We start from the raw sequence: 24,155 nt of genomic DNA on the forward strand, positions 1-24,155 counted from the left end.
GGCAATTCCGCTGGCGCGCTCAGTCGACGCCGCCAGGCGACCGATAGCTATGCGTCTAACTCGACTCCTGCGGGCTCTGCACCGGCACCGCGGCGGTGACTGGCGCTCCCGGTTTGGGGTTCTGGATACCGATGGCCGAGACGACGCCTCCGAGGATGAGCAGCACCGCGGTCACCAACATCCCGCGGTGGAAGCCGTCGAGTTCGAGGCGTGACCCGATGATCAGGCCGATCATGGCGGTCGCTATGAGACCCGCGACCCGGGCAACCGCGTTGTTGATCGCCGACCCGATTCCGGACTGTGCCTCGCTGATCGAACCGAGGATCGCGCTGGTCAGCGGCGCAACGGTGATGGTGAGTCCGAGGCCGAACAGGATCACGCCTGGCAGCACCTCTACCCAGTAGTTCGGGTGCGCATCCATCAGCACGAAGTAGAGATATCCGGCGCCGCCGATGATGGGCCCGATCGCCATGAACAGGCGCGGTCCGAGCCGACCCGCCAGCCCGCCGATCCAGGAAGAGAGCAGGATGCTGATGATGGTGACCGGCAGGATCGCGAGTCCGGCGACTGTCGCCTTGTACTCCCCCACCTCCTGCAGGAACACCGGAAGGAGAAACCCGCCGAGAGACAGGGCAGCGTAGATGAACGTCGTCGCGACGTTACCCACGCCGAAGTTGCGCACCCGGAACAGGCCGAGCGGCATCATTGGTTGCTTCGCGGTCTTTTCGCGCCAGATGAAGGCCGCGAAGGCGATGATGCCGAGAGTCATCGACAGGTAGATGATCGGGCTACCCCAGCCGTAGTTGCCCTGCTCAATGAGCGCGAAGACGGGGAGCCCCAGGCCGAGGACACCGAGCACAGCGCCCGGATAGTCGATCTTCACGCCGCGTTCGTGGACATCCTTCTGCTTCAGCAGGAAGAGCAGGTAGAGGGTGACGGCGATCGGCAGCACGTTGATCGCGAACACCAGCCGCCAGGAGAGCAGGTCGACGAAGAGACCGCCGAGGAGAGGCCCGGCGATGAAGGCTGCGCTGGTGAATCCGGTCCACTGGCCGATCGCCTTCGCCTGGGCTGCTCCACGAAAGTTCGCGATGATGATCGCCAGAGAACTCGGAACGAGAAACGCCCCTCCGACGCCCTGCACGCCGCGCGCCACGATGAGAATCTCGGATGTTGGCGCGATCGCACAGACGAGCGAGGCGACCCCGAAGATAATGAGCCCGAGACGCAGCACGACGATGCGGCCGTAGACGTCGGACAGCGACCCCGCTACGAGAATCAGCGAACCCAGGGTGATCAGATATGCGTCGACGACCCACTGCTGGGTAGTGACCCCGCCGCTCAGTTCCCTGGTGATCGCCGGCAGCGCCACGGTGATGACCGACCCGTCGAGAAAGGCGACGAATGAGGCGAGGACAGCGATCCAGAGGATGAGGCGTTGATTCTTCGTCATGAGGTCATTGTGAACCCTCACAGCCTCCGATTGATTCCTCCACCGCCTCGAAAAGTTCGGGAGACGCGAGCGGGCGGAAATGTCCGACCATCGGCAGCTCGATATTCGTCGCGCCCTCCAGCCTGCTTCCGCCGGGAATCAGCGGGTCGAGCCTGCTGTAGATCGAGGTGATCCTGTGGTTGGCCGCCAGGTTTGCCGCGAGACTCACCAGGGTCACATCGGCGGGCGAGAATGCCCGCAGCACCGGATTCGGGGCGTAACGCGCCAGTACCGAACCGCCGAAGGGGCTGTTGACGGCGACCAGCCTGTCGATGCGACCGTCCCGGTCATCCGTCACCATCATGTGTTTTCCGATGAGACCGCCTTTGCTGTGCGCCACCAGGACCACGTTCCTCAGATCGCGGGTTTCGAGGTAGCGCTGACCGAGCTCGGCCGACGCCGTGACGGTCTTGCGGTTGTAACCGAGTTCGGGCAGCAGGTGGATCGGATGCCCGAGTGCGTGCAGCCTGTCGGCTACCGGTCGCAGGAACTGCCAGGTCTCGTAGACGCCGGGCAGCAACAGCACCGGCGGGCGAACGCCCTCGGAATAGCCGTCACCCTGCCCCCGTTGAACCAGGTGACGGGTCTGCTCCCTCATCTGGTAGCCGCGGTCGACGACCGAGAGGCCGATATCGCGCAGGCTGATCACGTTCCGACTCTACGCGCGCGCCCGCACGATCAGCGGACCGCGGATGCCGCCAGCGGAAACCAGGCCGTGTGCGGGGTTGGACTCCGCGATATCCACCGTCGCACTGATGCCCCAGTCGTGGTCCCCTGCCGGGTCTTCGAAGATCTGCCGCGCAGCACCTTACGGAGCGATGACGGTCCTGTGTCTTCGGGCCTGCGCCGTCGACTCGACGCGTAGCCTCCGAGGGTGAAGCTCCTCGTCCCCGTCATCGGTTCCCTCGTCGCCCTGCTGCTCAGTGGTTGCGCCGCCACCAGCGCCGCACCGACGCCTGTCCCGACGGGGTATGGCACTCTGCCCGCTCCCGCGAGCGCCTGGCCGTCGGCCCAGTACGACGCCCGGCACTCCTCTGGCACCCCTGCTGTTGGCCCCCAGACCGGGACGGTGCGCTGGAGGGCGAGCCTGGCGGCGCCATCCTGCCCGGCCCGGTAATCGAAACTGACGGGAGCATCGTCGCCGCGACGAATGCCGGCGTGCTTCATGACCTCGATCCCGCGACCGGAGCCGAGCGCTGGCACTTCGATGGCGGAGGCCACTATGGCGGCGATCTGTCGACGAGCCCCGCGATCCTGGCGGACGGCACCATCCTGTGGCCGGGACCGGGTGACACGCTGTTTGCTGTTGACCCCCACGGTCAGCTGCTGTGGAAGCAGCACTTCGGCGGCTTCGTGCTCTCCCCCGCCGTCGCGGGCGATAATCGGGTGTATGTCGCGGACATGTCCGGACATCTCGCGGCGCTGAAGGTAACGAACGGCTCTCATCGCACCCTGTGGTCGATCGCGCTCGGCGGTACGGATTACGGCAGCCCCGGTGTCGGTCCCGACGGCACCATCTACACGGCCACGCCGCTCGCCCTGGTGGCGGTCAGCGACCACGGCTCCTCCGCCTCGGTGCGCTGGCGATTCCCGGTGAAGAAGATGATCGAGGTGTCCAGTGCAGTCACCCCCGACGGGATCGTGGTGCTCGGCACAAACAACGCCGGGGAGCATGGTGTCAAGCCCGACGGCACTGCGTGGTTCGCAGACAACTCCGGCCGTGTGCGTGCCATCGACACGCGAACGGGAAAGCTGATCAGCACCATCCAGCCGATCGCGCCCGCGAGGGAGCATGCCTGGACCAGTGTCGCTGTCGACGCCAGAGACGACACCTACTGGGGCACGCAGAAGGGCCACCTTGACGGCTACGACCGCGACGGGAAGCAGCTCTTCTCACTCGACACCGATTCTGGCGTCGCATCGTATCCCGCGATCGGCGCCGACGGCACCCTATACGCCGGAACACTCGACGGGACGCTGTACGCGGTCGGCGGCTAGCGCCACCTCAGCCGCGCGTGCCCACCGCCGTGACCAGCACCACCGCAACACCCTGTACGCCGGACTCACCGAGGTCCACCGTGGCACCGATACCCCAGTCGTGGTCACCCTGCGGATCGTCGAAGATCTGCCGGACCATCCACACGGCGGGGCCCTCTTCGATGACCAGCATCGCAGAGCTGCGGGCATCCGCACCGGTGCCGAGCGCGTCGTACTCCTGCCAGTAGCCCTCCATCGCCGTTGCCCAGGCCTCAGCGTCGAAGCCGGATGCGGCATCCAGCTCCCCGAGCTGCTCGTAGTTCTCCAGAGCGGCGAGCTGCACCCTGCGGAACAGCCCGTTGCGCACGAGGATGCGGAAAGCCCTGGTGTTGGTCGTGACGTTGTGCGGCGCAGGCGGCAGCACGGGACCCTCGATGTCGAGGGCGGCACTCGGATTGATGAGGTCCTCCCACTCGTCGAGCAGGCTCGAGTCGACCTGGCGCACCAGCTCGCCGAGCCACTCGATGAGGTCGAGCACTTCTTCGGTCTTCGCCTCGTCGGGAATCGTCTGGCGTGCAGCGCGGTAGGCGTCTGAAAGGTAGCGCAGCACCAGCCCCTCTGACCGGTTGAGCTTGTAGAAACCGATGTAGTCGTTGAAGGTCATCGCGCGCTCGTAGAGGTCGCGCACCACAGACTTCGGACTCAGCTCGAAGTCTCCGACCCACGGCTGGGATGCACGATAGGTGGCGAATGCCGCATCCAGCAGTTCTTCCAGCGGTTTCGGATGACTGATCTCCTCGAGCAGTTCCATACGCTGCTCGTACTCGATTCCCTCGCTCTTCATTGCGGCAACAGCCTCGCCTCTCGCCATGAACTGCTGGGCCGAGAGCACCGGCCGCGGGTCGTCGAGGGTGGCCTCCAGCACGGAGATCATGTCGAGCGCGTAGCTGGGCGATCGCTCCGTCCCCTCAGACGGCTGGATCAGGTCGAACACCGCCAATGCAAAAGGTGAGAGCGGCTGGTTGAGCGCGAAGTTCGGCTGAAGGTCGACGGTGAGACTGATTGCGCCATCGGCATCCTGCTGCACGATCTCGGCCGTACGCAGGGTGCGATAGATCGACAGCGCCTGCCTGGCGAGTTCGAGCTGACGCGGACGCGGCTCGTGATTATTCTCGATGAGTTCGCGCAACTCGTCGAAGGCGTGGCCTCCCCGACCGATCACATTGAGCACCATGGCATGGCTCACCTGCATGCTCGAAGTGAGAGTCTCCGGCTCGGCTGCGACCAGACGGTTGAAGCTGGGCTCGCCCCAGGAGACGAAACCGTCAGGTGCGCGCTTGCGCACGATCCGCTTGATCTTCTTCGGATCGTCACCGGCCTTGGCGAGCAGCCGGGCGTTCTCAGTCTCGTGGTCGGGCGCCTGCACGACGACGGTTCCCGCGGTGTCGTACCCCGCACGGCCGGCACGACCGGCGATCTGGTGGAACTCCCGTGCGCTCAACTGGCGCATTTTCGTTCCGTCGAACTTGGTGAGCGCGGTGAGCAGCACCGTGCGGATGGGCACGTTGATGCCCACTCCGAGGGTGTCCGTGCCGCAGATCACCTTGAGGAGTCCGCGCTGGGCGAGTTGTTCCACCAGTCGCCGGTACTTGGGCAGCATGCCCGCATGGTGCACGCCGATGCCCGAGCGGATGAGGCGGGACAGGGTTCGCCCGAAATTGGTCGTGAATCGGAAATCGCCGATCGCCTCCGCGATCTCATCCCGCTGCTCGCGGGTGGCGATCTTGACACTGGTGAGGGCCTGCGCGCGCTCGAGGGCGGCCAGTTGGGAGAAGTGCACGATGTAGATCGGCGCCTGGCCGGTCTGCAACAGGTCTTCGACGGTCTCGTGCACCGGCGTCGTGGCGTAAGAGTAGTGCAGTGGCACCGGTCGATCGACCCCGACGACGACGGCTGTCTCCCGGCTGTTGCGCTTCGACAGGTCGGTGGCCAGCCAGTCGATGTCGCCCAGTGTCGCGGACATCAGAACAAACTGCACCTTCGGCAGCGTCAGAAGCGGCACCTGCCAGGCCCAGCCGCGCTCGGGGTCGGAATAGAAGTGGAACTCGTCCATCACGACCTGGTCGACGGGCGCGTCGGCACCGTGACGGAGGGCGAGGTTCGCCAGGATCTCGGCAGTGCAGCAGATGATCGGGGCATCCGCATTGACACTGGAGTCGCCGGTGACCATGCCAACGTTTTTGGCGCCGAAGATCTCGACCAGCGAGAAGAACTTCTCCGAGACCAACGCCTTGATCGGGGCCGTGTAGAAGCTGCGCTGTCCGGCGGCGAGCGCGGCGAAATGCGCGCCGACAGCTACCAGGGATTTACCCGTTCCGGTGGGGGTGCTCAGGATGAGGTTGGCTCCGGAGACGATCTCGATCAGCGCTTCGTCCTGCGCGGGATAGAGGCGTAAGTCCCGGTCTTCTGCCCAAGCGACGAAGGCGGTGTAGACGTCATCCGGATTGGCGGTGTCCGGGATACGACCGAGCAGGGTCTCAGACATGATTGGTCGCGACGAGCCTGTAGACGTGCTCCACATAAGCCCAGAAGCCGGCGACATCCAGTTCGACCGGCACCACCGCGTTCGGGAAAGGCGCATCGAAGTCGACGACGGTCTCGCCGCTGGTGAACTCTCCCCTGGTCTCCACCCGAACGAGCGCGGGACGTGAGGCGAAGAGGTCGGGGCGGGCAACGTAGGCGACGGCACAGACATCGTGCACAGCCTGGCCATCCCAGTCCGCATTGGTCGTGTCCACCCAGTAGGTGGCAAGGGGAAGGATGAGCTCGTCTGCCAGCGTGCCGAGGGTGGCGAGCCTCTCAACGACCGGCCCGTTGGCCTGCGCCTGCAGGGTGAGGTCGAGTCCGACCATCACCACCTGCCAGTCGGCATCGAAGACGATCCGTGCTGCTTCTGGATCCGCGTAGATATTGAACTCTGCGGCGGGGGTTGCATTACCCCTGGTGAACGAGCCGCCCATGATGGTGAAGGATGCCGCCCAGCGCGCGATCGCGGGCTCCTGCTTGAGTGCGAGCGCGATGTTGGTGAGCGGCCCTGTGGCGACGAGATGGACTGCGCCGGGCGTGGCGCGCAGCGTCTCGATGATGAAGTCGACGGCATGGACATCGGACAGCGGAAGCACAGGCGTCGGCAGGGTAATGGTGCCGAGTCCGCTCTCGCCGTGCACGTGGCTCGCCTCCCTGGTGTCGCCGAGGAGCGGCTCGCTCGCACCCGCGGAGACCGGTACCCGGTCGAATCCGATGTATTCACGCAGGGCGAGGGCATTGGCGGTGGTGCGATCGAGACCGACATTGCCGCCGACCGTGGTCACGCCGACCAGCTCGAGATTCGGGTCGCCGTGCGCGAGCAGTAGTGCGAGTGCGTCGTCGAGGCCGGGGTCGCAGTCGAGCAGGATCTTCTTCGCCATAGGTCAACCGTGCCACATCCACCGGGCTCCACCTCCCGCGCCTCCGACCGGCATACGACGGATGCCGACTGCAAGACACACGCGTCGTAGAATCTCCTGTGCCTTCCGACTCCGCCATCGATCCCTCCGATCTCGAGGTGACCCTTCGCGTACTCGCCACGATGGACGGCATCGACGAGGAGCATCCCGACTTCGTGGCCGTCCGCCGGGCGACCGCGCGGATGTTCAAGTCGGTGAAGAAGTCCCGTCGCCTCGAGAAGAGGGCCGAGATCGCTGAGGCAGACAAGCGTGTCGTCGCGAACACCGCCACGGGAGCATCCGACCGCATCGACGACGAGACCCGCGGCATCCCGCTCGCCATCACTGTCGCGGCGCCCACCGCGGGAACGCTGCTCAAGTCGCGCCCCTGCTACATCTGCAAGCAGCACTACACGCAGGTCGACGCCTTCTACCACCAGCTCTGCCCTGATTGCGCAGCAGAAAACCATGCCAAACGGGACGCCCGCACTGACCTCAGCGGTAAGAGCGCCCTTCTCACCGGTGGTCGCGCCAAGATCGGTATGTACATCGCGCTCCGCCTGCTGAGGGATGGCGCGCACACGACCATCACGACGCGCTTCCCCCGCGACGCCGTGCGCCGCTTCTCCTCGCTCCCCGACTCGAAGGACTGGCTGCACCGCCTGCGTGTCGTCGGCATCGACCTGCGCGACCCCGCCCAGGTCATCGGCCTCACCGACGCGATGACGGCAGCCGGCCCGCTCGACATCCTCATCAACAACGCCGCGCAGACCGTGCGCCGCTCCCCCGGGTCTTACGCGCCACTGGCGGATGCCGAGTCTTCACCCTTGCCGGACGGCCCGCTGCCAGAGCTGCTCACCTTCGGTCACACCAACGATGCCCACCCGCAGGCGCTTGCCGCCTCGGTCGCAGCGCACCCGATCCTCAACTCCGCCGTCGCCCTCACCGCTTCAGAACTGACCGACCTCGCCCTGGCCGCCGGCTCCTCGTCGCTCGAACGTCTCGCCGCAGGTACTGCCATCGACGCGGGCGGGCTGGTTCCCGATCACCACGATTCCAACAGCTGGACCCAGTTCGTGCAGCAGGTCGATCCGCTCGAGATGCTCGAGGTGCAGCTCGCGAACGTGACGGCGCCGTTCCTGCTGGTGTCCAGGCTGCGTCCGGCAATGGCCGCCTCGACCGCCCGACGCAAGTACATCGTCAACGTCTCGGCAATGGAGGGGCAGTTCGGTCGGGGATACAAAGGGCCGGGGCATCCGCACACCAACATGGCGAAGGCCTCACTCAACATGCTCACTCGCACGAGTGCCAAAGAGATGCTGGAAACCGACGGCATCCTGATGACGAGCGTCGACACCGGCTGGATCACGGATGAACGCCCGCATCCAACGAAGGTGCGACTCGCCGAGGAGGGCTTCCACGCCCCCCTCGACCTCGTCGACGGTGCAGCCCGCGTCTACGACCCCATCGTGCGCGGAGAGGACGGCGAGGACATCTCGGGCGCCTTCCTCAAGGATTACAAGCCGGCAGCCTGGTAACGGTCGCTCGACTATTCGGTCCCGTCGAGGAGTTCCTTGATCTGAGCGACGGTCAGCGGCACCCACGGCGAAATGTCGGGATCGGATGATGAGGCCTCAGGGCTCTGCGCCTGGTTCCACCATTTCGCCTCATAAGGCACATTATCGAACAGCACCCTATCGCCCTTGTCGTACGGGGAGACGCTGGACCACTCCACGTAGGTGCCGGTCGGCAGGGTCGGTACCACGATGGGCTTCTCGCCCTTCATCACCGGGCCGACCAGCAGCCATGGGGTCTGCCAGCCGTTGAGTACCGGATTGTCCGGCAGATCGCCGCGGGTCCACCACTTGGCCTGGTACACGTTGTGGTGCCAGACGATCTTGGTGCCCTGAAGGTAGGCATTAGACGTCGACCAGATCGCATAGGGACTGGTGGCCGGGTTGTCCGCGACCTGCTTGGCGTCGACTGGTTCGTCGGTGGTGACGATTGCTGCGGAGAGAAACGGTTTGCCGGTGATCGACTTGGCGAGCAGGTCGGCGAACCGGTTAGAGCCCTGGTCGACACCGCTGCACGAGTCGGAGACCACCTTGAGCGCCACGTAGTTCGAGCCACAGGTGACGTCGCGATTGAGCGACCACATCGACACCCGCCCGAGGCCGTGCTGGCGGGCGAAGGCGTTGAGCCCCTTCGCCGCGGAGAGCGTGAGCACCTCGCTCTGCACATCGTTCTGGCCGATCATCGGGGTCGCACCAATCTTGCTCCACAGCGTCTTGTCGGAGAGGTGGATGCCGGCCCGACTGTAGAGGATTCCGAGCTGGCGCTGAGTGGCGGTGAGCGCCTGCGTCGACCCGGCTAGTTCGCTGGTGCCTGGTGTGAGACTCGACCCGTAGTCCATCGTCATCGCGTTGACGCCGGCGATGTCGAGCTTCTTGTCGAGGGTGGCGCTCACCGCCTTCTGTCCACTGTCGTCGAGGCCACTCGGGGACACCGGCAGGGTGAGCCACACGGCGAGTTCCTTGCCTGCGTTGCGGCGTTCTTTCTGCACCAGTGCGAGCGCTTCCGCTCGCCGTTGATTGGCAGCAGTGTCGCTGAGGTTCGCCCCTTCGATGTCAATGTCGATCGTGGTGAGGTTGTAGCGGTCGATGACCGTCGAATACGCGGACGCGAGCTTCGTGACATCTGTACAGTCGGTGGCCAGTTCGTCGTTCGCCTGTCCGCCGAAGGAGACCGCGATGTCGCCGCCCTGCTGCTGGAGGCGGGCGATGCGGCGATCGAGATCGAGGGACGCGGATGCCTGGTCGAGCGAGTACGCCGTGCCCCAGCTCGGCGCGCAGACATCGCCGGGCGTCGACACGATGAACGACAGCACCACGTTCTTACCGGCCGCGCTGGTCGGAGATTCGAAGGCGAAGGACGGGGTGGCTGTGACGTCGGCATAGCCGGCAAACCAAGCCTTGGAGGTGGTCTCCGCTGATGCCGACAGCCACTGCACCCCGAAGAGCGCACCGCCGGCGACGGCACCGGTAGCCACCACAGCTACCATCAGCCGCGGAATGGACAACCTGCGCCTGGTGCGCGAGCGTGTGCTCTGCCCGCTCATGCGGCCACCTGCCCTGCGGTCGTCTCGTGCTCGTCGACAGACAGCAGCTCATCCCGTGAGCCTCGTGGGAGCATGGCCCCCGGATGCCCGTGGTACAGCACCGCGCGCCAGTCGAGCGCCTCAGGAGTCAGCGTCACCGCCGAACGGGACGACCGCGAGGGCTTCTCCACGAAGAGCCAGTTGGTGGCACCTACCCAGACGTCGACTATCGAGTTCACGATGCCGATGTACGACAGGATCGCCCAGCTCGCGAGAATCGCGTTGAAAGCGGCGAAGGCCGCATTACCCCAGTTCTGCTCCACGATGTCACGCCAGAGAGTGAACAGCGAGAAGGCGACGATGAGGTAGGGGGCGACGATGTACCAGACCGGTGCAGCGGTGTGGTTCTTGACCTTCGGCGTACGGGCGAAGGGAATCTTCTTGCCGGTGATCGCCTGCTGCAGCGACTTGAGCACTCCGGCCAGGTTCACCGGCAGGAGGATGAGGTTGAATCCGTAGATGCGCAGCACGTCCGAGGCCTTGTAACCGGTCGATCGCAGGTCGCTGGCCATCGCGAGGAAGTAGGGCAGCGCAGCGAACAGCACCAGCGGGCTGAGCAGTCGCGAGTCGTAGGGGTAGGCGAGCAGGAACACCAGGCCGAAACTCGCCCAGGCGATCGACGACATGTAGTTCAGTCGGAGAGCCAATTCGAGCCGGGGGGTGCGTTCGCCCTGGCGCTTGCGCTCCGCCATCTGACGCCAGAGCTTCGGGAGGATCAGCAGGCCGCCGTTAGCCCAACGACGACGCTGCACAATGAGCGAGCCGAAGTCGGGCGGGGTCGCGCTATAGCTCAGGCGCTCGGGATAGTTGACCAGCGTCCAGCCGTGGGTTCCGAGGTCGATGCTCGACTCGGTGTCTTCGATCACCGTGCGGTCCTGAACGTAGCGCCGGATCTCGAAGCCTCCAACCTGCTCGACCTCGACGATGTCTTCGAGCGCGTGCTTGCGGATCACGGCATTCGCACCCACCCAGAAAGTGGCGCCGAAGAACGACATTCCCTGGTGCAGGATGTGCTGCAGGTCGGTTGTCGCTCCAGCGAGTCGCTCGATACGGGTGCCCGCGCCGCGGAATGACGAATACGGGGTCTGCGTGACGGCCACACGTGAGTTCTCCGGCTGCTCGAGCAGGTAGACCAGTCGCAGGCAGTAGTCGCGCAGGAGCAGCGAGTCGGCATCCAGCGTCAGCAGGTACTCGGAATCCGGCACCCGCAGGTCTCCGAAGAGCGACTCGTCGACAGGACGCAGCACGACGCCATCCGGAGTCTGCTCGTGACGGTAGTTACCGCCCATCAGGCCGATGTACGAGTTCAGGTTCATCGCCTTGTTCGCCTCGTGCGAGACGGACGCGTAGAGCTTGCGTTCGAAGGTCTCGACCTCGGCGGTGAAGGTGGAAACGAGTCGCTGGTAGAGCTCAACCATGCGCTCACGGGGCGGAGCGGTGTTCTCGCTCGCCGCGGCGCTCAGCGCTTCAGCGATGAGCTGGAATTCCGCAGCCAGGCCGAGCAGCACCTCGTCCACGAAGAAGCGGTCGACATGGTCGGTGTTCTGCTCGGTGGCGGCCATCTGCTCGAGCCAGACGGCTGCCCAAATGTAGTGGTTCGCGAGATCGCGTACGGTGATCGGATCGACCCAGCTGGACGGGCTGAGCGTTGGGAATTCCCGCTGTGCGGCGGCGAACCGTGCCGCGGGTTCCGCGAGTGCCGCGCTGATTCCGACGGCGAGCGCCCTGGTCTCGTCGAGGCGTGTCGCGACGGCCGGATCGGTCGGGAATGGCGGGTCGTCCAGCAGCAGCACGACACGCAGCGATGGATATTCCTGCAATGCGGCTGACCAGAGGGTCTGGCGCACCACCTGCGGTTCTTCGGCATAGCTCGGAACGAGCACGGTCATCGAGCCGGTGTGGGTCGAGAAGTGCCTGTCGAGTTCGGCGCGGGGAACGCGCACGTGGCTGCGAAACCGCTGTAGTGCGCCCTGCCGTGCGACAAGGTACATCAGCGCGGAGAAGCTCAGGAAAGTTACGACGACCAGATAGGAGACGGCTTCCATGGTGAAACGGAAGTTCGTGCCGCTGTCGATGAACTGGCGGATGATGGTGGACACCACATAGGCGATCCAGAACAGCACGGTGGCGATGATCGCCAACCGGCCGAAGGTGATCCTGCGGTCGCTCGGGCGCGCATGGATCGTCGGGAGGGAATCGGTTCGCCGTTCTGAACCGAACTGGCGTTTGCGGGCAGGGGAAATCGTACTGTGAGTCGTCATTGGGGGGTAAGTCCTCGGGAATCAGCCAGCGCGGTTTCGGGTATCGCACTTCGGGTGGCCGAGGTAGATGCTATGCCAGATCGGGCGTTTTCGACCTCCCCCCTTTAGGGGCACGTCAATGAAAGCCCCCGATATATCGGGGTTCGCGGCCGTCCGGTCTGGCGAATATTCAGCCTGCGTTCACTTTCGCCCAAGCGTCGGCGAAGTTACGGGCTTTACGTCAGCGTTCGGCGCCGACTGCCACACCCGCTACCGTCTAGACGTGAGCGCGACGATTGACAACCTGCTGAGCGAGAACCGTCGCTACCCGCCGACGCCCGCTTTCGCGGCATCCGCCAATGTCGACGCCGACGAATCGCGCGTGGCCGCGGCCGACCCTGTGGCCTACTGGGAACGCCAGGCAGCACGCCTCGACTGGGCGCAGCCGTGGCACACGGCTCACAGCTGGAAGCCGGCGACACCGAACGGCGAGTCGGATGCCGACGGTGAACCCGTGCTCTCTGTTCCCGAGGCGAAGTGGTTCCTCGGTGGCAAGCTCAACGTCGCTGTCAACTGCGTCGACCGCCACGTCGATGCCGGCCGCGGTGACACGGTGGCGATCGACTTCGAGGGCGAGCCCGGCGACCGGGAGACCATCACCTATGCCACGTTGCAGCGCCGGGTTACACAAGCCGCCAATGCGCTGACCGCGCTGGGTATCGGCACGGGCGATCGGGTGGTTGTCTACCTGCCAGTGATTCCCGAGACGATAGTCATCACCCTCGCGATCGCCCGTCTCGGCACCATCCATTCCCTGGTCTTCGGCGGTTTCTCGGCTGAGGCCCTCCGCTTCCGGGTCGAAGACACCGGAGCGAAACTGCTCGTCACCTCCGATGGCAAGTTCCGCCGTGGCAAAGCGGTGGCGGTCAAGGCCAACGCGGATGACGCGGTCGCCGGCGACAACGCGATCGAGCACGTGCTCGTGGTGCGCCGCACCGGTGTCCGTTGCCATTCAATCTGTACGATTGACAAGTGAGTTGTCCGTCGAGATTGCCGCGTTGTCGGGCCAGCGCAGCATCGAAGTGAATGCACTAATGGGCAGTCTGTGCCAATCATCTTGTCCATATCGGAGACCAAGGCAGATGGGCATTGATTTTCGAGGTTTTCGGCGCGATATTCGAGGCCGTGAATGTCGATCTCAAATGCCCGGAAGACGAACGAACCCTTGACGCGGCACCTAATCGTTCCAATCGCATCAGTCAGGTGCTAGCCCTGCGGTGTACCTCGAAAGAATCCGCCAGATGGGGCGATTAGGGGGTGTCGCGGGTAGGCGCCCAGTTCACTGGCACGTTGTAGCCAAGCATCGCGATGCCGCTGGCCGTCCAGGACAGTGTTGTGATGCCCACATTGAGCACGACGGGAAACACTGAGCGGTAGAGATCAAGTGGGATCCCGAGCGCGTGGCACAGGATCAATCGCATAAGAGTCGAGTGCATGACTACCAACACAGTTCCGCTGGGATGCTCGGCGGCGATCTGCTCGAGCGCTTTCCATGCCCGCGCCACAGCATCCACTCCCGACTCCCCTCCAAGCAGCGGTGAAGTTGCGGGGTGGGCGACGAATTGGGCGGCGATGTCGGGGAATGCGGCCATCATCTCCGCGGATGTGAGGCCTTCCCCTTGGCCGAAGTCGACCTCGCGCAGGGCAGAGTTAACGCTGATCGCCAGCCCGAGGGCTGATGCCGACGGTGTCGCGGTGATCACGGCCCGTGAGAGATCGGATGCAAAGATCGCGTCGATCTGCTGGCTCGATGCCCAGAGCGCAAGCCTCTCCGCCTGAAGGAGGCCGAGGGGGGTGAGAGCGACATCTGAACTGCCGGCATAACGATTCTCGGCATGCGAGGTGGTCTCGCCATGGCGCACGAGGAAGAGGATCGTCATGCAGACATCCAATCTTTCGAAATGAGTTCGGCGACGAATGCGTCGTAGCGATCGTTCAAGGCTGCCGATGATGTCGGCTGCGGCTCCACGACCCGGCCGATGATCGACATGCGCGACGCGGTCTCGGGCAGTGTGGCGCCAACCGTCCCCGCCCAGGCGGCGAGGATGGCCATGCCGATCGATCCCTCGGACGATCGGGGAATAGTGATGGGGCGCTTGAGTAGGTCGGCACGCAGTTGCGTCCACCATTCGTTTTTCGTGCCCCCCCCTGACGAACTCAGGGTTCCGCCGACCGCGGCTCCGGCGCGGGCCATCAGGTCGAGGCTGAGTCGTTCGACGCAGGCGACGCCGAGCATGATCGATGCCAGAAGGAGGTCGGGGTCGAGCGTGCGAGCGGCTTCGACAAGGCTGTGATCACGACCGCCGATGCGGACGAACCCCCGCGCATCCGGGCGTATTACGGGGAATCGCTCACCGGTCCCCGCGAGCGGATAGCTCGTAGGAATCGAGTCGAATCCTTCCACGCGGCTCTTTAGCCGGTCAGAGGCACCGATCAAGTCGATCGACGGCAGCGAGGCTGAGATGGCTCCGGCTCCGACACTTGAGGCACCGCCAGGGAACCACAGCCCGCCATGGGGTGCGCGGTGCGAATAGACGGCACCTGCCCCGTCGGAGATTATGTGGTCAGTCACGCCTTTGAGCACCATCGTCGTGCCGATAACGGTGTGCCAGTCACCGAGACCGAGCGTCGCCGCACCCAGCTGAGCAGCGCAGCCATCCGTCATTCCTGCAAACACGGGGGTTCCCGCGGGAAGTCCGGTGGACTCCGCCCATTCTGCGCTCGAGTCACCGAGTTCTGTCCCGGGGGCAACAACGCTCGGCATTGTCGCGGGATCGATGCCGAGTGCTCTCAGCGCACTGACGGGCCACTCGAGCGCGAGCAGGTCGTATCCCGATTTGAGCGAGTGGCTCCAGTCGGTGGCAACCCGGGTTCCTACGATTGCCGATGCGAGCACGTCCGCCTGGTGCGCCAGGTAGCGACCGTCGGAGAGCAGACCGCTTCGAGCAAGCCAGGCAATCTTCGGCAAGGCCCAGGTGGGCTGGATACGGTAACCGAGCCTCGCCCACCGCGCCGGATCCGCTGCATTCGCTTCCGGCCCGAGAGCACCGGCCCGTGCGTCGTCGTACATGATCCCGGGAGATTGTGGCCGGCCCGAGTCATCCACCGTCGTGATCGTGCCCGATGTCGCGCAGAGGGATACCCCGGCAACGCGGGCGAGGGATACCGAAGGAAGCGAGGAAAGAGCGGCGGACAGTGCCGCCGTCGCCTGGGCAATCCAGTCGTGCGGATCCTGCTCGTGGCGATCGCCGTGTCGCTGGCTCGAGAGAGGCATCGACGATGACGCTGCGACGACGCCGACATCATCGACGACCGACACTTTCGCGCTCTGGGTGCCGAGATCGATGCCGACCCAGAGGGCAGTCAGTTCCACAGCTCTATTTCCACAGCGCACGCGCGCTGTCGAGCTGCTCGCGATAGCGCGCGTATCCCTCGTCGTAGAAGGCTGTTCTACTCGCATCCGGTTCGATCCGGCGGCGCTGCGATCTCCAAAGGTCTTCGTCGACGGGGCGTCCGAGTCCGGCCCAGGCGATCATGGCTGCACCGCGCGCACCGACGGCCGCGTCAGTCGGGATGAGCAGTGGGCGGCCGAGCACGTCGGCGAAAATCGAGGTCCAGGCTTCGGACTGCAGTCCGCCCCCGCAGGCGGAGACCTCTCCGTCGAGTCCCATCTCCTCGAAGCAGTGGCGCGCGGCATAGGCGAGGCCCTCGCAGAGTCCGCGTATGAGGTCGGCTCGGGTCGTGCGCAGGTCGAGACCGGTGAACTGACCTCGAGCGGAGGGCTCCACAAATGGAGCCCGTTCGCCGGATGGAGAGAAGAATGACAGTACTTCGACACAGTTCGCCCCCGGGGGGCTCTGCAGAATGAGGTCGTTCACGTCTTTCGGCGCGAGCGCGAAGAGCTCGACGAACCAATCGATGCTCGCGGTGCCGACCATTGAGGGCATCACCCGCAGGAAGAGTTCCCGGTCGGTGGTGCACAGCCACATCCCGGCCGGTTCCGATGCGGGATCGATCGTCGTGTCGGCAGTGAGCACCTGACAGCTGAGTGTGGTTCCGACCACGAGGGTGCCCTCGCCCGCACGAGTGGTGCCGGATCCGAATCCACACGCCTGCAGGTCATAGGGTCCGCCGGTTACCGGCGTTCCGAGCGGCAACCCCAGCAGTTCTGCCCCGTGCTCATCGAGCGCGAAGACGGTGTCCGACTCGGCCGGAGCGGCGAGCAGGTGTCGCCATTCGGCGATGCCGCACAGCGCGAGCGCCTCGTCCACGTATTCGCGGGTGCGCACATCGAGAAACGGGAGCGAGGCGTTCGAAGCATCCGTCGTGAGGATACCGGTGAGAGAGTGAATGACCGCGTCGACGCAGTATCCCGCAACGGCGGCGGAGGCGAGAGAGTGAGGCTCGTTGGCCGCGAGCCAGGCGATGAGAGCGGCGTGACAACCCGGGAAGAGGCCCGATCCGGTGAGCCGGAAGACTCGATCCGACACGCTGTCGGCTCCGCCAGTATTCCACTCGTCGACGATGGCCGAGGCGCGCGCATCCATCCACGAGATCGGTGGACGTACCGCGCGGCCGGCCGCGTCCCGCAACCAGAGGCCGTCCCCCTGACCGGTGATGGCCACCGCCTCGATCGGTTCCTTTGCAGAACTCGCGATCTCTCGCACAACGGAAGAGACCGAAGCGATCACATTGTCCAGGTCCTGTTCGACCCGACCGCCCTCCCCCTGCTCGAGCAGCGAACGCATACTGGCGGTGGCACCGACCGTGCCGTCGTGGTTGATGGCTGAGGCTTTGGTCATCGAGGTGCCGATGTCCACTCCGATGATCACCGGGCACCCGATTCGCCGAGGACATTCCACACCTCGGGGTTGGCGACGGCACGTGGTCGCTCTCCGCCCAGGTAGCGGGCGATGTCGGCGGCGGTGATGAGGGCGGCTCGCTGGGCCGTCTGGCGAGTAGCGCCGGCCAGATGCGGGGTCATCACGACGTTCGGCGCGAAGAAAAGCGGCCATTCCGGCGGAGGAGGCTCGATGTCATAGACATCGATCGCCAGGGCACCGAGACGACCGGAGGCCAGCATTTTGGGCAGGGGCGCATAGTCGAGGAGTCCCCCGCGCGCGCTGTTCACCAGTATCGCGCCGCGGGGCAACAACTCCAGATTCTGCGCGTTCAGCAGGTGATGGGTCTCCGGGGTCAAGCGAGCATGCAGGCTGACCACCGAACTTCGGCGGAGCAGGTCGGGCAATTCCACGAGCTCTACGCCGTCTGCAGCGACGGCGGCGGCATTCGCGTAGGGGTCATGGGCGAGCACTGTCGCACCGAAAGCGCGCAGTACCCGAGAAACGATGCTGCCGATGGCGCCATAGCCGATGAGGCCGACCGTTGCACCGTCGAGCTCAAGCCCGGCGTTCTCATAGGTGTAGTAATCTCCCCGCCATTGGCCGGCCTTCAATTCGCTGTCTGAGGTGACGACGCGTCGCATCGCCGCCAGCATGAGACCGATCGCGAATTCTGCGGCAGCAACCGCATTCCGTCCCGGCGCAAAAGACACGATGACACCGGCCGCAGTCGCCGCGGCGAGATCGACATTCACCGGCCCACCCCGGCAGACACTGATGAGGCGAAGCTCCGGGGTGTGGTCGAATACTTCCCGGCTGAACGCCGCCATCTGCGTGACGGCGACTTCGACGCCATCGAGAGCGTCGATCAGCGAAGGGATGCTTCCGCTCGCCTCATCCACGGTTCCCACACGACCGAACGGCTCGAGTGGCCATTCGAGAGTCAGGGAGGAGAAATCGAGGTCTGTGGTCTCACCGACGGCGTCGCGAATCGCGTCGATGAACAGTTCCGGTGCGACGAAGTAATCGCCCGCGGCGAGAATGCGCGTCATTCGGCTGCCTTTCTGAAGTCAGGCGGGCGTTGGCCGGTCAGAGCGCCATTACCCGATGGCCGATAGTAACATGACGCATGGTAATAATATCAACCTCGACGTTAGCTTGGCCGTCACTCGTCACCCATTTGTGCTGGCGAGGTGCACGCGCACGCGCTGGGATATCTTCTCAACCATCTCGGGGTCGACGTCGTCGGTCAGAATCACATCCGTGAAGTCGCTCACCGGCACGTAGCGGTGCAGGGAGGTCCGCCCGACTTTCGTGCTGTCCATCATCAGGACGCGTCGACTGCCGGAACTGAGCATCGAGCGCTTCATCAGCACGATGTCCTGCTCCTGGTGGAATGTCATCTCGGTACTCATCGTCGAGGTGGACTGGAATACGATGTCGACGGCGAACGCGTCGACCGACGAGATGCTCGGCATGCCGATGAAGGAATCGTGAGAACGCGAGTACTGCCCGCCCGCCACGATAAGGCGAATCTCATCGTTCTCCCGGAACTCCTCGATCACCTGTCGGTAATTTGTTATCACCGTGAGGGGACCACACTCGTTGAGAAGCCTGGCCAGCGACAGCACCGTTGTCGAGTCGTCGAGCATGATCGACATCCCGGGTTCCACCATCGAGAGCGCGACTTTGGCCAGCGCGCTCTTGGCCACCGACTGGGTCTGCAGACGGAAGTCGGAACTGCTCTCGAATACCGTCGTCGGCAGTCCGGAGACACCGCCATGGAATTTTCTCAGGATGCCGCGCCGCGAGAGATCGTCGATATCGCGATGGATGGTCATCAGACTCATCCCTGTGAGCGTGGCGAGTTCCGCCGCCGTCGCGGTTGGCACGCCGGCCAGGTGGTCGACGATGCGGCGCTGGCGCGCGGTTCGCGACAGGCGACTCGATCCGGTGCCACTCACATCGCCCTCGTCGCCGGGCTGGTTGGTGCCCGATTCGATAATACTGGTCGTGACTTTCGAGATGTGGCAAAATAACATTGCGCTTGACTTAAATAACGTCTTTAATGTTATTATCACCGAGTTGAATGAATCGTCGGGTCCTCAGCCGCGAATCAGTCCCAAAACCCGTGTGCCGTCGTCGCCGACGGTGAACCCACCACCAAGGAGATTCAATGAAGAAAATCTATTCACGGCTGTCGGTGGCCGCAGTAGCCGCTGGCATCGCCGCCCTCGCCCTGACCGGGTGTGTGCAGCAAACCGGAACCGGCGCTGCCCCGGCCGATGGCGCCTACAAGATCGCGTTCCTCATGCCTGACCTTGCGTCGACCCGGTACGAGCAGCAGGACAAGCCGCTCTTCGTCGCAGAGATGAAGAAGCTCTGCCCGAAGTGCAAGGTCATCTATTCGAACGCGAACGCGAGTGCCGACCAGCAGCAGCAGCAGGCCAACTCCGCGATCGCGCAAGGTGTGAACGCCATCGTCATCGATGCCGTCGACTCGAAGGGAGCGGCGAGCATCGTGAACTCGGCCAATGCGGCGAAGATCCCGATCATCGCCTATGACCGCCCGATCCCCGACAAGAAGGCCGACTACTACGTCTCGTTCGACAACGAAGGTATCGGCCAGAAGATCGCCCAGTCGCTGATGGACAAGCTGGACACAGATGCGCCAGGCGGCGAGATCCTGATCGTCAATGGATCACCGACGGATGCGGCGGCCGGCCTCATCAAGAAGGGCATCCACAACGCCGTCGACAAGAGCGACCACAAGATACTCGCCGAGTTCGACACCCCGGATTGGAAGCCGCAGAACGCCCAGGACTGGGTGAGCGGCCAAATCACCCAGTTCGGTAGCAAGATCACCGGTGTGGTCGCTGCCAACGATGGAACGGGAGGTGGCACCATCGCCGCCTTCAAAGCGGCTGGCGTCACCACGGTTCCACCGGTGACGGGAAATGACGCGGAGGTGGCTGCGGCCCAGCGCATCATCGCCGGCGACCAGTACAACACCATCTCCAAGCCGATCAAGATCGTTGCGGATGCCGCGGCCAAGGTCGCGTACTCCCTGGCGAAGGGCGACAAGGTGGCGGCCAAGACCAAGCTGTATAACACCCCATCCGAACTGTTCACCCCGGATGTCGTGACCATCGACAACATCAAGGCGATCCTGTTCGACAGCAAAATCATGACGGCCTCCGAAGTATGCACCGCCGACTACGCGGCCGCCTGCGCAACTGCCGGAATCCAGTAACACCAGCTCCATCGCTACCGTCTCGCCCGAGTGGGCGAGACGGTAGCGTCCATCACGAAACTGCCCCAGATTCATACTCAACGGCGAGAAGCAAGTGAGGTTTCCATGCCGACAAGCACAATCGATCCGACCACAGAGACGAGCATCCTCTCGCTGCGGAACGTCAGCAAGAACTTCGGCGCTGTCGCCGCGCTCACCGACATCAGTCTCGAGGTGGCCGCAGGCGAGGTCGTCGCGATCGTCGGCGACAACGGTGCCGGCAAATCCACACTGGTCAAGGTTCTCTCGGGGGTGCACCTACCCGACTCGGGGGTGATCCACTTCGAAAAGAAGGCGGTGACCATCCCGACGCCGACCGCCGCACTCGACCTGGGAATTGCCACCGTTTTTCAGGACCTCGCCCTGTGCGACAACCTGAATGTGATCAATAACCTCTTTCTCGGGCGCGAACTGCGCCCCGGTCGTCTCGACGAGGTCGCCATGGAAGTGCGCTCATGGGAGTTGCTCCGGCAGCTTTCCGCGAAGATCCCTTCCGTGCGCATCCCGATCGCGGCACTCTCCGGCGGTCAACGCCAAACTGTGGCCATCGCCCGCTCGCTGGTCGGCAACCCGAAGGTGATCATTCTCGACGAACCAACGGCCGCCCTTGGCGTCGCACAGACCGCGGAGGTGCTCAACCTCGTGGAGCGGCTTCGCGAAAGCGGGCTCGGGGTCATCATGATCAGCCACAACATGGCCGACGTCCAGGCCGTTGCCGACCGCGTCATCGTGCTGCGACTCGGGCGCAACAACGGCGAGTTTCGCGTTGGCGACGTCTCGCCCGAGACGATCATCGCTGCTATCACCGGTGCAACCGACAATGCCGTCACTCGCCGAACCGCTCAGGTCGACTTGCGAACGGCGCCCAAATCCGATCTGGAGATCTCCTGATGAGCACCGTTCCGACCAACACGAACCCGGTGGAACCGGCCAGCCGACCCACCGACCAGCAGGATGAACGCCTTCGAGACCGCTCGGGTCTTCGAGGTGGGATATCGGCTGCCATCGACCAGATCAGGGGTGGAGACCTGGGTGTCCTTCCGGTCGTTCTCGGGCTCGCGGTCATCTGGACCATCCTCCAGATTCTGAACCCGGGGTTCCTTTCCAGCGCCAACCTGGTGAACCTGCTCATGGAATCCTCGGCTGTCGGAGTCATCGCGCTCGGGATCGTCTGTGTACTGCTCGTGGCGCAGATCGATCTCTCGGTGGGATCGGTTAGCGGCCTCTCGTCGGCGATCCTCGGCATCCTCTTCGTGAATCAGCGCTGGAATGTTGCGGTGGCGGTAATCGTCGCCGTGCTCGTCGGCACGTTGATCGGCTTCGCCTACGGCCAGATCTTCAACCGGTTCGGTGTTCCGAGCTTCGTCATCACCCTTGCCGGCCTCCTGAGCTTCCTCGGACTCCAGCTGTTCGTGCTCAAGGGCAATGGTACGATCAACATCCCCTTCGACTCCCCGTTGGTGTACTTCGCGCAGCTCGCCTTCGTGCCGCCGATCCTCTCCTACGTCTTGGTCGTATTCGCCGCCGGCAGTCTGTTCCTAATCGGCTTCACCAACGCGCGGGCTCGCCGTCGGGCCGGGCTCTCGGCGCGATCGAGCGGACTGATCGCGGCTCAGAGCGTCGCGCTACTCGTCGTTCTCGGCCTCGTGGCCTACTACCTCAACATCACGCGCGGAGTCGGCTGGATGTTCGTGTTCTTCGTCGCTCTCGTGCTGGTGATGCACTACATGCTGACCCGCACCAAATGGGGACGGTCTGTTTATGCCGTTGGAGGTAACGTCGAGGCGGCTCGCCGATCGGGCATCAACGTGCGCTGGGTCTACACCTCGGTATTCATGATCTGCAGCACCTTCGCCGCGGTCGGCGGAATCCTCGCCGCATCCCGGCTCGCTTCCGCGAGCCAGAGCAGCGGCACGGGAGACGTCAACCTCAACGCCATAGCGGCTGCCGTGATCGGCGGCACGAGCCTCTTCGGCGGGCGCGGCACCGCCTTCGCGGCGTTGCTCGGCATAATCGTCATCCAGTCCATCTCGAGCGGGCTCACGCTACTCAACCTCGACTCCTCATTCCGATTCATCGTCACCGGCATAGTGCTATTGCTCGCGGTCACCCTCGACTCGATCTCCCGCCGATCCCGCACCTCACACGGACGGGCCTGAAGCAGCCGCGTCACAGTTAGTCGCCGAGCCGGTCGTCAGGGCACCGACCGCTGTCCGGTTCCGGTAGAGGACGGTCAACGGACGCGAAATCGGGTCCTTGAACGGAGACCAATTGTCGGGTTGGGCTGCCTGAGACAGGTGCCCGGTTAGAGACCGATACCGCGATTGTTCTTGACCTCTCGATCGGCGAACGAGGACCGTTTCCAGTTATGAATGAATTTCTGATCCCATACGCACGCGTGTCCACGAACGAGCAAGATCTCACCGCCCAACGCAACGCCCTGGAAGCCCTCGGCGTTCGATCGAACCTGATCTACACCGACCACGGACTCACCGGCACCAACCGAGCGCGCCCAGGCCTGCGCGAAGCACTCGCCGCCTGCCGAAACGGCGACACCCTCGTCGTTGCAAAACTCGACCGACTCGCCCATTCCCTCCGGGACGCGAAAGACATCGTCGACGAACTGACGGTCAAAGGCGTCAAACTCAGCATCGGCGGATCCGTCCACGACCCGACCGACCCGGTCGGGCGGCTGCTGTTCAACGTCCTGGCAATGGTGGCCGAGTTCGAATCCGACCTCATCCGCGCCCGAACACGCGAAGGAATGCAAGTGGCCAAAGCGAAAGGCCACCTGCGCGGCAAACAACCGAAGATATCGATGGCGCAGCACGTCACCTGATGGAGGTGCACCGCGCGGGCACGCACTCCACGAACAAGCTCGCAGAGCTGTTCAACGTCGCCCGCTCCACGGTTTACCGCACCGTTCAACGACAATCCGTCGACCACTGAAAGAACACATCTGCCGGCTCCCGTTGTCGAGCCAAATAATCCTGCAACGGGACAACCGGAACCGTCAATCCGAGGCCATGCGATCCGATGGCCGAGTCTGCTGTGCGCCGTTTCACTTGGGAACCTTCTGCGCTGCAGTCCGAACGGTAGGAGCGCTGAGCGCCATGTGCCCCGAAGTGGGGTCCAAATCGAATCTCAAAGCGGTCCTCCAAAAGGGGGACGTGGGGTAATCTCTTACCTACGCCGACGAAGTTTCCCGATAAGTCGGTGGGATACCCGAATGTGACGACCGCGGCTTTCCCCCGGGCATTGCGGCCGTCTCGAAACACGTGTCCGACTGGTGTTGGCCTTGGGTCCGCCCAGTGTGATCCAGCGCAACAACCCCGTATAAGTTGCGCTGGATCGCGTTCTCTCCGCTGCGCCCCCGTTTTGGGGTCTTTCTGCATTCAAAACCGCGCATGAGACTAGATCTTGTCGAGGCATTAGGGGGAATGTTCTTGAGGTTAATCAATGCACTATTCGGGTTGCAGCTCGGCCGATACGACCCCTCTCACCCACCGCAGACCACTAGTACTACAGTCGTGTTTATTTCATTGTCTTCGGCGTGTTTTGGACGATTTTTGGCGTTCCCGTGTTAATCCTTGCGGGTGGGCGATGATGTT

At 64.1% G+C, this 24,155-nt stretch carries 18 protein-coding genes and 2 pseudogenes; 8 read left to right on the forward strand and 12 right to left on the reverse strand.

Annotation, left to right across the window (positions count from 1 at the left end; translation table 11 throughout):
* Window positions 1-55: 55 nt before the first annotated feature.
* From ABIB56_RS11580 to ABIB56_RS11590, 3 genes are read right to left on the reverse strand one after another with little or no spacing between them, the layout of a single operon-like run.
* Window positions 56-1,453 carry an MFS transporter gene (locus tag ABIB56_RS11580; protein WP_354569365.1) on the reverse strand — a complete coding sequence of 466 codons (1,398 nt, stop codon included), beginning with the start codon at window positions 1,451-1,453 and terminating at the stop codon, window positions 56-58.
* Window positions 1,454-1,457: 4 nt separating this feature from the next.
* Entirely contained in the window at window positions 1,458-2,141 is a 684-nt protein-coding gene (locus tag ABIB56_RS11585) for an esterase/lipase family protein (RefSeq protein ID WP_354569366.1), read from the reverse strand.
* Window positions 2,142-2,150: 9 nt separating this feature from the next.
* Window positions 2,151-2,285, reverse strand: coding sequence for a hypothetical protein (locus ABIB56_RS11590; RefSeq protein ID WP_354569385.1), 135 nt, complete (start codon window positions 2,283-2,285; stop codon window positions 2,151-2,153).
* Window positions 2,286-2,366: 81 nt separating this feature from the next.
* On the opposite strand from ABIB56_RS11590, the gene ABIB56_RS11595 reads away from it, so the two are divergent.
* Together ABIB56_RS11595 and ABIB56_RS11600 are read left to right on the forward strand one after the other, a co-directional pair.
* Entirely contained in the window at window positions 2,367-2,609 is a 243-nt protein-coding gene (locus tag ABIB56_RS11595) for a hypothetical protein (protein WP_354569367.1), read from the forward strand.
* Window positions 2,610-2,650: 41 nt separating this feature from the next.
* Complete coding sequence (locus tag ABIB56_RS11600; RefSeq protein ID WP_354569368.1) at window positions 2,651-3,490, forward strand: outer membrane protein assembly factor BamB family protein; 840 nt, start codon at window positions 2,651-2,653, stop codon at window positions 3,488-3,490.
* Window positions 3,491-3,497: 7 nt separating this feature from the next.
* Here the strand turns inward: ABIB56_RS11600 and ABIB56_RS11605 are convergent, their stop codons facing one another.
* Window positions 3,498-6,014 (reverse strand): DEAD/DEAH box helicase, encoded by a 2,517-nt coding sequence (locus ABIB56_RS11605; RefSeq protein WP_354569369.1) that lies wholly within the window; start codon window positions 6,012-6,014, stop codon window positions 3,498-3,500.
* Window positions 6,007-6,936, reverse strand: a complete 930-nt coding sequence (locus tag ABIB56_RS11610; RefSeq protein ID WP_354569370.1) for a nucleoside hydrolase — start codon at window positions 6,934-6,936, stop codon at window positions 6,007-6,009. Before ABIB56_RS11610 ends, ABIB56_RS11605 begins: the two co-directional genes overlap by 8 nt.
* Window positions 6,937-7,034: 98 nt before the next feature.
* Here ABIB56_RS11610 and ABIB56_RS11615 point away from each other — a divergent pair, with 98 nt between their 5' ends.
* On the forward strand, window positions 7,035-8,492 hold the full coding sequence (locus tag ABIB56_RS11615) for an SDR family NAD(P)-dependent oxidoreductase (RefSeq protein ID WP_354569371.1): 1,458 nt from the start codon (window positions 7,035-7,037) through the stop codon (window positions 8,490-8,492).
* Between the two features lie 11 nt (window positions 8,493-8,503).
* Here ABIB56_RS11615 and ABIB56_RS11620 read toward each other — a convergent pair whose 3' ends face one another.
* Complete coding sequence (locus ABIB56_RS11620) at window positions 8,504-10,072, reverse strand: chitinase (protein WP_354569372.1); 1,569 nt, start codon at window positions 10,070-10,072, stop codon at window positions 8,504-8,506.
* On the reverse strand, window positions 10,069-12,372 hold the full coding sequence (locus ABIB56_RS11625) for a glycosyltransferase family 2 protein (protein WP_354569373.1): 2,304 nt from the start codon (window positions 12,370-12,372) through the stop codon (window positions 10,069-10,071). Before ABIB56_RS11625 ends, ABIB56_RS11620 begins: the two co-directional genes overlap by 4 nt.
* A gap of 262 nt (window positions 12,373-12,634) precedes the next feature.
* Here ABIB56_RS11625 and ABIB56_RS11630 point away from each other — a divergent pair.
* A pseudogene (locus ABIB56_RS11630) lies at window positions 12,635-13,351 on the forward strand (AMP-binding protein); the annotation flags it as partial.
* Window positions 13,352-13,661: 310 nt separating this feature from the next.
* On the opposite strand, the gene ABIB56_RS11635 reads toward ABIB56_RS11630, so the two are convergent.
* From ABIB56_RS11635 to ABIB56_RS11655, 5 genes are all read right to left on the reverse strand, one after another.
* A complete protein-coding gene (locus ABIB56_RS11635; RefSeq protein ID WP_354569374.1) occupies window positions 13,662-14,291 on the reverse strand; it encodes a histidine phosphatase family protein in 630 nt (209 codons plus the stop codon).
* On the reverse strand, window positions 14,288-15,784 hold the full coding sequence (locus tag ABIB56_RS11640) for an FGGY-family carbohydrate kinase (RefSeq protein ID WP_354569375.1): 1,497 nt from the start codon (window positions 15,782-15,784) through the stop codon (window positions 14,288-14,290). Before ABIB56_RS11640 ends, ABIB56_RS11635 begins: the two co-directional genes overlap by 4 nt.
* Window positions 15,785-15,788: 4 nt before the next feature.
* Window positions 15,789-17,243 (reverse strand): FGGY family carbohydrate kinase, encoded by a 1,455-nt coding sequence (locus tag ABIB56_RS11645; RefSeq protein ID WP_354569376.1) that lies wholly within the window; start codon window positions 17,241-17,243, stop codon window positions 15,789-15,791.
* Window positions 17,240-18,304: a 2-hydroxyacid dehydrogenase gene (locus tag ABIB56_RS11650; protein WP_354569377.1), complete on the reverse strand. Its 1,065-nt coding sequence runs from the start codon at window positions 18,302-18,304 to the stop codon at window positions 17,240-17,242. The genes ABIB56_RS11645 and ABIB56_RS11650 overlap by 4 nt, the downstream gene beginning before the upstream one ends.
* Before the next feature lie 120 nt (window positions 18,305-18,424).
* Window positions 18,425-19,294 carry a DeoR/GlpR family DNA-binding transcription regulator gene (locus ABIB56_RS11655; protein ID WP_354569378.1) on the reverse strand — a complete coding sequence of 290 codons (870 nt, stop codon included), beginning with the start codon at window positions 19,292-19,294 and terminating at the stop codon, window positions 18,425-18,427.
* Between the two features lie 134 nt (window positions 19,295-19,428).
* Between ABIB56_RS11655 and ABIB56_RS11660 the strand changes: the two genes are divergently transcribed.
* The 4 genes and pseudogenes from ABIB56_RS11660 (at window position 19,429) to ABIB56_RS11675 (ending at window position 23,493) form a co-directional block, all read left to right on the forward strand.
* Window positions 19,429-20,505: a substrate-binding domain-containing protein gene (locus ABIB56_RS11660; RefSeq protein ID WP_354569379.1), complete on the forward strand. Its 1,077-nt coding sequence runs from the start codon at window positions 19,429-19,431 to the stop codon at window positions 20,503-20,505.
* Window positions 20,506-20,610: 105 nt separating this feature from the next.
* Window positions 20,611-21,435, forward strand: coding sequence for an ATP-binding cassette domain-containing protein (locus ABIB56_RS11665; RefSeq protein WP_354569380.1), 825 nt, complete (start codon window positions 20,611-20,613; stop codon window positions 21,433-21,435).
* Window positions 21,435-22,703, forward strand: a complete 1,269-nt coding sequence (locus tag ABIB56_RS11670) for a sugar ABC transporter permease (RefSeq protein ID WP_354569381.1) — start codon at window positions 21,435-21,437, stop codon at window positions 22,701-22,703. The genes ABIB56_RS11665 and ABIB56_RS11670 overlap by 1 nt, the downstream gene beginning before the upstream one ends.
* Window positions 22,704-22,912: 209 nt before the next feature.
* Window positions 22,913-23,493 (forward strand): annotated as a pseudogene (locus ABIB56_RS11675) (recombinase family protein).
* Window positions 23,494-24,155 lie beyond the last annotated feature (662 nt).

The organism is Glaciihabitans sp. UYNi722 (assembly GCF_040549465.1).
Classification (GTDB): Bacteria; Actinomycetota; Actinomycetes; order Actinomycetales; family Microbacteriaceae; genus Lacisediminihabitans.